Below are 8,962 nucleotides of genomic sequence, written 5' to 3' on the forward strand. Positions count from 1 at the left end.
GATCCAGGGTACCCACAAGGGGCACCCCTACGTCATCAAACTGTAAGGGTGCCCCTTGTGGGTACCCTCAGATCTCTGCCGATCTCACAAGTTCCCTATCCCCCACTCCTAGAACTAGCACAAAAATACCACAAGCGCGCCAAAACTCTCTATCATAGAGTCTAGGTGACCTCTATCTGGCGATCGATCGTGATACCTCTGCAACTATCTCTCAAAAACTTTCTCAGCTATAGCGAAGCCAGTTTGGATTTTACAGGCCTGCATACCGCGTGCATTTGTGGTGCCAATGGTGCGGGCAAGTCTTCGCTCTTGGAAGGGATTACCTGGGCGATTTGGGGCGAGTGTCGCGCCGTCAGTGAGGATGACGCAATTAGCAATGGGGCGATGGATGTGCGGGTGGATTTCACCTTCATGATGCACGGCGAGACTTGTCGGATTATTCGCTCCCGCCAGCGGGATGGGAATGGCGGCTTGGAGTTTCAGATTCAGACTAGTGGCGGCCAATTTCGGACGTTGACGCAAAAAGGCATTCGATCTACTCAAGCCTTGATCGATGACTATCTCAAAATCGATTACGATACGTTTATCAATTCAGCCTATTTACGGCAGGGTAAGGCTGATGAGTTCATGCTCAAAAAGCCGACCGATCGCAAGCAGATTTTAGCAGATTTATTGAAGCTCGATCGCTACGAACAATTAGCCGATCGCGCCAAAGATACGGCGAAGCAATATAAACTGCAAGTAGAAGTATTCACGGAAAATTTGGCCGCTGATGAGTTACAGTTAGGCCAAATCGAGGGGATTACCCAGCAGCGGGATACGGTCAAAGTCGAGATTGATCGATTGCAGAAAGTCCAAGTTGTCGAGGAAAAAGAACTCGAAAGTTTTAAAACGATCGCCAGACAGCGCGAAACTTGGCGACAACAACTTGACTGGGAGCAAAAACGGGATCGCGAATTAATTCAAGCCGCCACCCAAATTCAAGCCGATCTGCAATTACTCAATATTGATAAAAATCGGTTGGATGAGTTGTTAATTCGATCGGATGAGATTTCAGTCTCTTATCAAGCTTATCTATGTTTACAGCAGCAAGTAGAAGTCCTCGATCGACAGTTTAATACTTATCAACAGAGTCAGCTTAAACAACAGCAATTACAACAACAGTTAGAACGACAAACTCAAGAGTTGCAACTAACTCTCGGTCGCAGTCAAGCTGAATTAGCATTAGTTATCCAGCAGCAACAGGAATTAGTAACCACGCTCGCTACTGCTGGCGATGTCACCAAAGCAATCGCGCAATTGCAATTGTGTCGTCAGCGAGTGACTGAATTAGATCGCTTGCAAGCTGAAGTATTACCGCTTCAACAAGAACGATCGATCTTGACTGTAAAGATCGATCGAGAAGCCGCGAAAATTCAAGCCAAACTGAATGAACTTATGCTTAGAGAGCAGCAAATTAAGCTCAAAACTAACGAGCAGTCTCGATTATTAGCACAACTAAATCTACTAGATACGCAGATTACCGAATTAGACAATAAAAAAGTCTATCAAAAGCGGATCGAAGAGAAAGGTTTAACTAAGAAAGAGAATATTCAACGCTTGGATGCCGACAGCCGCAATTATCAGCGACAACTATTAGAACTTGATCGCAAATTAGAATTGTTAGAAGTTCCCGATGCTAGTTGCCCAGTCTGCGATCGACCATTAGATGAAAATCATTGGGAACATGTATTAACTAGTGCCAAAAGCGAACGTGCCAATATCGAGCAACAGATTTCTGCAACTCAGGAGGAACACTCGCGATATGTCCGCGAACGTGAAGATCTGATCGCGCAGTACAAACAGTTAAACCGCGAATTAGCCGGATCTGAAAGTCTCCGCGAACAACGGGGCAAACTTCAAGCACAGCTAGATTCAGTCGCCGAACTCCAAGTCAATCTCCAAGAAATTGCGATCGAGAAATCACAACTAGAACTAGCGATTGAGTCCAAAAGTTATGCTGGTGAGCTACAAATAGAACTCTCACAATTAATAGTTCAATTAGAGGCAACTAACTATAGCGAACAAAGTCACGCTCTCGCCAGAGGTGAAGTCGATAAATTCCGGTGGGCGGAAGTCAAACAAGAACGCATTAAAGATGCCGAACGTAAACAGCAACAATCGATCGAGCGGAAAGAGCGATTGGAAATCGAAATTGTGGCAATTGAGGGAAATATTAATTTACTGCAAACTAATTCAGATTTAAAGTTAGAATTAGCCGCAGTAGTTCGCGAGATTGAGGAACTTGGATACAATCGCGATTATCACAACCAAGTTGCTACTAACTTGCGTGAGTCACAATCAATTCAGCTTCAATATCAAGAAGTCCAACAAGCCCAACAAACTCATCCCCAGTTATTAGAACGTATTCAAATATTAGAGACTAACGAACGCCAAAATATTGCAGATCGCCAAAAATCGACAGAAGAGATCGATCGAATCAGCCTAGAGATCGCCAAAATTCCTGACAATGATGCGCGCATTCTCGCGATCGAACAACAGCTCGCCGAGCGTCGCCACCAACTAGATCTTCAGCTTTCAAGCATCGGTAGTCTCGAACAACAACTCACCCAACTTCACCACATCAAAGATCGACTGAGATCGCAACAACAACAGTTAGATGCGTGCAAACAACAGCAAAAAATCTACGACGAACTCAGTAAAGCTTTCGGTAAAAATGGCATTCAAGCCTTGGTGATCGAAAATATCTTGCCGCAACTCGAAGCTGAAAGTAATCAAATCCTCTCCAAACTCAGCAACAATCAATTTCACGTCCAATTTATCACCCAAAAAGCGACTAAAGGTAGTCGGACTAAAAAAGCTAGTGTCAAAAGTGCTAAGTATATCGATACTCTCGATATTGTCATTGGCGATGCGAATGGGACTAGATCTTACGAAACTTATTCTGGGGGTGAAGCTTTTCGGATTAACTTCTCAATCCGTCTTGCACTAGCAAAGCTACTCTCACAACGGGCAGGAACGCCCCTCCAACTACTGATTGTCGATGAAGGATTTGGTACTCAAGATCGCGAAGGCTGCGATCGATTAATTGCCGCGATTAATGCGATCTCTGCCGACTTTGCTTGTATTCTGACTGTCACCCACATGCCCCAATTTCGGGAAGCTTTTCAAACTCGGATCGAAGTTCACAAAACGGCGCAAGGTTCTCAACTTCAGGTAATTAGTTAAATCGGATACAGCACTTTCCGAGCTGAAGTGATGACAATCCATATTCTCTTAAAATAATTTATCATCTACCGATCAGATGATAAAGCAATTTTATTCGTCTGTCGATCGGTAGTATTCATGCAATCCAAAATCGCCCATAATTAGGGTTAATATTTTCGTTTCAATTTTACAAAATTGCCTGCAACTAGTCGATCGATCACAACGTAAATTTTTGACTTAAACAAATATATAGACTTTAGATAAATTTTAATGCACCGCAATCGGTTATAACGCATTGCTTTAACTTTAGTCGTTGATGTGTAAAAAAATAATGAGTAGCGTAAAAAAAATAGCTTTCATAAAGTATGGTGGCTTTTCACATATCAATGAGACTATTTATGAGATTCTAACTAGAGAATTTCCCAGTTTTGAAATCGAAACAATCGACGTTTTCACCGATCTAGTCAATACCAAAGACTTAACAACTATTTTCCATACTCTCAAAGAATATGGAATGGAAATGTTAAATCGAACGCTTAACATCGGTAACAGGAGACTTTATATCAGATATTTTTTCAATAAGTTGAGAACAGCGATTGTCAAGAGATTACAAGGTCGCGATTATCTATTTACATTTCAAACACAATCATTGTTTGATGCGAGTATTCCTGGGATACCTCATTTTGTTTACACCGATCATACTGCTCTAGCTAATCTAGACTACCCAGGATTTAATAAGAAAAATCTACCGTCTAACTCCTGGATCGAATGCGAACACCAAGTTTATCATCACGCCACACTAAATTTTACGATGAGTGACAATATTACCAACTCGGTCGTTAAGGATTATGGCTGCGATCCAGATCGCGCGATCGACGTCTATTGTGGCTCAAATATCTCCGTATCTCAAGATGATATATTCGATGACTCCAGATATGCTCGGAAGAATATTTTATTTGTTGGAGTTGAGTGGAAAAAAAAAGGAGGTTTGGTACTTACAGAAGCTTTTCAAATAGTATTGAATAGATTTCCAACTGCAACGCTGACGATTGTAGGTTGTACGCCAGAAATCGATGTTCCTAACTGTCAAGTGTTGGGAAAGGTTCCACTTGCAGAGGTTGCTAAATACTTCAAGCAAGCTGCTGTTTTTTGTCTGCCGACTAGATTAGAGCCATTTGGGATCGTATTTCTGGAAGCCATGGCTCACAAATTACCTGTCGTTGCAACCAATATTGGCGCGATACCTGAATTGATTATTGAAGGTAAAAATGGTTATCTAGTCGAACCAGACAACCCCCAACAACTAACCGAAAAGCTAATTGAAATCCTCGATTCGCCTGCACAATGTCAAGCATTTGGCGAATATGCTCATCGTCGGTTCTGGGACATATACACTTGGGAAAAAACAGGTGTCAGAATCCGAGAAAATATCGAACGGTTCATTTGAAGTTAGGCAGTCGGGAAAATAGATCCAAATGGTAAGATCGAATTGACCGCTCAGCACGCATTCATGCCCCAAGTGTATATTATTGGTGTCGGCCCTGGCGATCCCGAGCTATTGACCGTCAAAGGACAAAGAATCATCGCTACTGCTGATACGATCCTGTATGCAGATTCACTCATTCCCGATCGCATCCTCCAGCACGCCCGCCAGGACGCGGAAATTATCAAAACTAGTGATCGCACCCTCGAACAGATTATCGCGATGATCGTCGATCGGGTGCGAGCTGGCTTGATGGTCGCGCGCTTGCACTCCGGCGATTTGACACTCTATAGTGCCATTACCGAACAGATCCATGCCCTCAGAGCCGCAGCTATTTCGATCGAATTAATACCAGGGATTAGTGCTTTTCAAGCGGCGGCAGCCAAACTCCAAGCCGAACTCACTGTCCCCGAACTTGTCCAGACGATCATTCTCACCCGTCCGACGGGTAGAGCTTCAGCAGTACCAACAGCCGAAGATTTGGCTAGTTTAGCCGCTCATCAAGCCAGTTTATGTCTCTATTTAGCCGCTCGACATGTGGAGACAGCCCAAGCCCAATTACTCCAGCATTATCCCCCGCAGACACCGGTGGCCATCTGTTTTCAGATCGGTTGGGAAGACGAGCAAATCTGGGTCGTGCCCCTGAGCGAGATGGCCGCAGTTACGGCTCGCGAACAGCTCGTGCGGACGACAATGTATATCATCAGTCCCGCCCTAACCCAAGTTGCGACCGGTGCGCCAATGTTGACGCGATCGCAACTATATCATCCCCAACACCATCATCTATTTAGACCTTCATCCTCGGATTTGGGACGGGAAGTACCGTAACTTAATCAAAAATTCTGAATGCATAATTCGCGATCGTTCTTACCAGTTCCGGTTAGCTCATTAATTATTCCCGATCGAGACACGCTCATTAATGCCAACCAAAAATCGCTCAAATTTTCACTGGTGATTCCGACTTTTAATGAGAGTCAAAATATCCAGGAACTAGTACGGATTTTAAGCGACTTACTCGATCGACTCATGCCTGAAGATTACGAACTGATTGTGGTTGATGATGATAGCCCCGATCGCACCTGGGCAGTAGCTGCCGACTTAATGCCTCACTATCCCCACTTGCGCGTCATGCATCGTCAAACCGAGCGGGGCTTATCCACCGCTGTGATCCGAGGTTGGCAAGCCGCCAGGGGCGAAATTTTGGGCGTCATTGATGCCGATCTCCAACATCCCCCCGCCACTCTCGCGCAACTATGGCAAGAGATGGCCACCGGTGCCGAATTAGCGGTGGCTAGCCGGAATGTCGCTGGCGGTGGCGTCAGTGAGTGGAGCTTGGTGCGGCGATTTTTATCGCGGGGTGCCCAGATGCTGGGTTTGGCCATTCTCCCCGAAGTCATCGGTCGGCTTTCCGATCCGATGAGTGGTTATTTTATGGTCAAACGCAGCGCGATCGCCAACAAGCGGATGAGTCCCGTCGGCTACAAAATCTTAATTGAAGTGACCGCCAGAGGCCAAATTCGATGGATTGCTGAAGTCGGATATGTGTTTAGAGAACGGACGGCTGGTGCTAGCAAAGTGACCTGGAAACAATACATCGAGTACCTTCAGCATCTGATCGCCCTCCGGTTTGCCTTATGGCCGATCGCTCGCTTTCTGCGGTTTGGGATCGTGGGATTTAGTGGTGTCTTTGTCGATCTGGGGATATTTTATTTATTAAGAACATTCTTTGGATTGGGATTAACTCGGAGCACAATTTTGTCTTCAGAGATTGCGATTGTCAATAACTTCTTGTGGAATGATACTTGGACGTTTCGCGACCTTAGCAGTTCCCAGCAAGGCCATCGTCAACGTTTGCGGAGATTTTTAAAATTCAATTTAGTTTGTCTTTCAGGTGTGATTTTAAATGTGATTATCGTCAATTTACTGTTTAATCTAGGGCATGTGAATGAATATGTAGCTAAATTAATCGCGATCTCGATCGTGACTTTCTGGAATTTTTGGTTTAATTTGAAACTGAGTTGGCGCGTCACCGATGTTGATAAATAAGCGATCGCAGATTGAGATTGCAGATGAGATTTCTGGAAAGGGTGGAGCGGGGAGCGACTGAAATCGCGCTGAAGTCTCCTCCGCGTGCGTTTCAGTCAAGACAGCGGGGAGTTAGGATTTGCTGCACCATCATTCACTGAAATTACCATCCTTGTTTTTCAACTAAATCTATGCAAAGTTGATTGATAGCAGGGAGATCGGGATGGTGGGGTAACATCGACTCATCGTATGCTCGATCGAGATCGGCGACTAAATTATCGGCAATTGTGGTAACTTGTTCGTAAGTCAATTCACCATTGAGAATTGCTCTAAATTCATCAGCATCGCCAACTTCCTGTCGATCGACAAATACTTCACCCGATCGTAAAATTTCTAAGCCGCTACGTAATAAACGGATACAGTGCATCGCATGTTTGAGATCGAAACCAGATTGTTTTTCCATCCCCGCGCGGGCGGGATTACGATTTGTTTGCCATGATTGGTAAGCATTCCACTCCCGTAAGGCATTTTGATACTGTTGACTTTTTTGGAGCAATTTAATAAAGTCGCCCCGACTATTGGTCAGACTTTGGGTATATTCCAAAACCTCATCTGTCAGGTTATGTTGTTTTAATAATCCCTTATAGTCGATATTCCCAGTTAATAATTGATGTAGCTCTTGAGCTTCCGCCAGATATTCGATTTTACCGCGCACTAAACTGTATAGATATTCCAGGAAAGCATTTAACTCTTCTTTATTTAGTGGGCGTTCTCCGGCTAGACCGAACTTTTCAGGAGTTGGTTGTTCTTGAGGTGGATTTAGTAGCCATTTACGATGAGATTCAATTTTCTTTATCTGCGCGAAAGCGTAGCCAGAATAGGTGTGCTTTACCCGCTTGCTGAGAAACATCCGCCGATTTTGGATTAAATATTTGCCGACTTCTGTTTTAACTGGGTACTGTTTGAGCCAGAGTAGCTCGATGATATTGGGATTGGCTCCGGCTAATAATTGAATGAATTTTTTTAGTTCGTAAATAACCGTATCTTTCTGTCCGTCGAGCCAATCAAAAATCCCAGGTTCTGTATCCCATCCGCTATCTTTTTGCTCGACTTTATCAAAACCCAAATAATATTTTTTGCCCGCAATAAACACGCCCCGATAGTCGAGATCGGAACCAGGACGGCTCAAACCATAGCCGTGGCTACCAGCCAAGCCAATTAGGATCGTTCGTTGTTCGACTTCTATGCGTTTCATTGATTCAGAGGGTAGAGAGTGGAGAGATTGTGGGAAGGGCAGCCGCAATGATTGGCTATCTGCTCAATTTGCCGGTCAGTTGCTCCTTGACTTTGGCGTAAGCTGACAAGGGCAAGGGTTTTCCATGTCCGGGATGAATATATTTTGGCTCTAATGCCATCAAGTTTAAAGCACTCTCCACTAATCGATCGCAATCTGGTGTAAATAGTGGGAGGTTAGCTCTCGGACAGCCGAAATCACTGACCAGGGTATCTCCTGACAAAAGATCTCCTGTCTCCTGGTTATATAAAGCCAAGCTTCCTGGCGTGTGCCCTGGTGCGGCATCGTTTGAAGGTTGGCGTCATCATCTACAATTTTCCAATCATCATGTGTTTTCGATCTTCGATCGATTCAGCTACTGGCTGCTTGATGTAAAATCAGACGGTTGCCATCGGGGTCGTAGGCGTAGATTTCGCGACCGTGGGAGGCGGTGGTAATTTGGCCTGGTGGTGGGTAGCCGAGGTGGGCGAGTTTTTTGATCGAGTCTTCTAAACTATTGACCTCTAGACAAATACTCATCCCGCTCTGACTGGGGTGCGCAAATTCGTGATGATTGCTGGGATGGGGACGAAAAATTCCGAGTTTTACCCCTGGAATCGGGAACTCGGCATAGACATCAGGACGATATTTCTGGGGCGCAATCTCCAGAAATTGGGTATAGAAATCGATGAGGCGATCAAAATTGACACTAGCGATCGTGACCAGAGCAGATGTGAGCATGAATATGACGATCGTAACAGCGATCGAAACTTAGCACAACTTAAATAGATTCACACTGGGATCGGTTGTCGGTGTGCGGATTTCTAGCTTCCATGTACTGCAAAATTCCACCCGAATCTTCAATAATTTGGACACAAAGCAATTTGCGAAAATCGAGCCTGATTTGATGGCGATCGTGCCACTATGCTTGCCTGTTACTTTTGTTCCTATCCAAGTGATCTTGCTCGCTGCCG

At 44.7% G+C, this 8,962-nt stretch carries 6 protein-coding genes and 2 pseudogenes; 4 read left to right on the forward strand and 4 right to left on the reverse strand.

Annotated features, from left to right (window positions below; genetic code table 11):
- The first annotated feature begins 165 nt into the window (after positions 1–165).
- The 4 genes from RMO27_RS21645 to RMO27_RS21660 all read left to right on the forward strand — a co-directional run bounded on the left by RMO27_RS21645 (position 166) and on the right by RMO27_RS21660 (position 6,736).
- The gene (locus RMO27_RS21645; protein WP_309736487.1) at positions 166–3,228 is read left to right on the forward strand and encodes an AAA family ATPase; all 3,063 of its coding nucleotides are present in this window, start codon (positions 166–168) and stop codon (positions 3,226–3,228) included.
- 310 nt (positions 3,229–3,538) lie between these two features.
- Entirely contained in the window at positions 3,539–4,654 is a 1,116-nt protein-coding gene (locus tag RMO27_RS21650; RefSeq protein ID WP_309736489.1) for a glycosyltransferase family 4 protein, read from the forward strand.
- A 63-nt stretch (positions 4,655–4,717) separates the two neighbouring features.
- Positions 4,718–5,518 (forward strand): precorrin-4 C(11)-methyltransferase, encoded by an 801-nt coding sequence (gene cobM / locus RMO27_RS21655; RefSeq protein ID WP_309736491.1) that lies wholly within the window; start codon positions 4,718–4,720, stop codon positions 5,516–5,518.
- An 18-nt stretch (positions 5,519–5,536) separates the two neighbouring features.
- Positions 5,537–6,736, forward strand: a complete 1,200-nt coding sequence (locus RMO27_RS21660; RefSeq protein WP_309736493.1) for a glycosyltransferase — start codon at positions 5,537–5,539, stop codon at positions 6,734–6,736.
- Between the two features lie 142 nt (positions 6,737–6,878).
- Here RMO27_RS21660 and RMO27_RS21665 read toward each other — a convergent pair whose 3' ends face one another.
- From RMO27_RS21665 to RMO27_RS21680, 4 genes and pseudogenes are all read right to left on the reverse strand, one after another.
- The gene (locus RMO27_RS21665; RefSeq protein WP_309736495.1) at positions 6,879–7,970 is read right to left on the reverse strand and encodes a DNA polymerase beta superfamily protein; all 1,092 of its coding nucleotides are present in this window, start codon (positions 7,968–7,970) and stop codon (positions 6,879–6,881) included.
- Between the two features lie 55 nt (positions 7,971–8,025).
- Positions 8,026–8,277: pseudogene (locus RMO27_RS21670) on the reverse strand (hypothetical protein); the annotation flags it as partial.
- A gap of 83 nt (positions 8,278–8,360) precedes the next feature.
- On the reverse strand, positions 8,361–8,729 hold the full coding sequence (locus tag RMO27_RS21675; protein ID WP_309736497.1) for a VOC family protein: 369 nt from the start codon (positions 8,727–8,729) through the stop codon (positions 8,361–8,363).
- A gap of 30 nt (positions 8,730–8,759) precedes the next feature.
- Positions 8,760–8,962: pseudogene (locus RMO27_RS21680) on the reverse strand (hypothetical protein); the annotation flags it as partial.

Origin of the sequence: Chamaesiphon sp. OTE_75_metabat_556, assembly GCF_031378165.1 — a bacterium.
Classification (GTDB): Bacteria; Cyanobacteriota; Cyanobacteriia; order Cyanobacteriales; family Chamaesiphonaceae; genus Chamaesiphon.

What these genes read in the sequence shown, in the direction of transcription:
- RMO27_RS21650 (WP_309736489.1), top strand. Translation starts at nt 3,539, where the DNA reads ATGAGTAGCGTAAAAAAAATAGCTTTCATAAAGTATGGTGGCTTTTCA.
- cobM (WP_309736491.1), top strand. Translation starts at nt 4,718, where the DNA reads ATGCCCCAAGTGTATATTATTGGTGTCGGCCCTGGCGATCCCGAGCTA.
- RMO27_RS21660 (WP_309736493.1), top strand. Translation starts at nt 5,537, where the DNA reads ATGCATAATTCGCGATCGTTCTTACCAGTTCCGGTTAGCTCATTAATT.
- RMO27_RS21665 (WP_309736495.1), bottom strand. Translation starts at nt 7,970, where the DNA reads ATGAAACGCATAGAAGTCGAACAACGAACGATCCTAATTGGCTTGGCT.
- RMO27_RS21675 (WP_309736497.1), bottom strand. Translation starts at nt 8,729, where the DNA reads ATGCTCACATCTGCTCTGGTCACGATCGCTAGTGTCAATTTTGATCGC.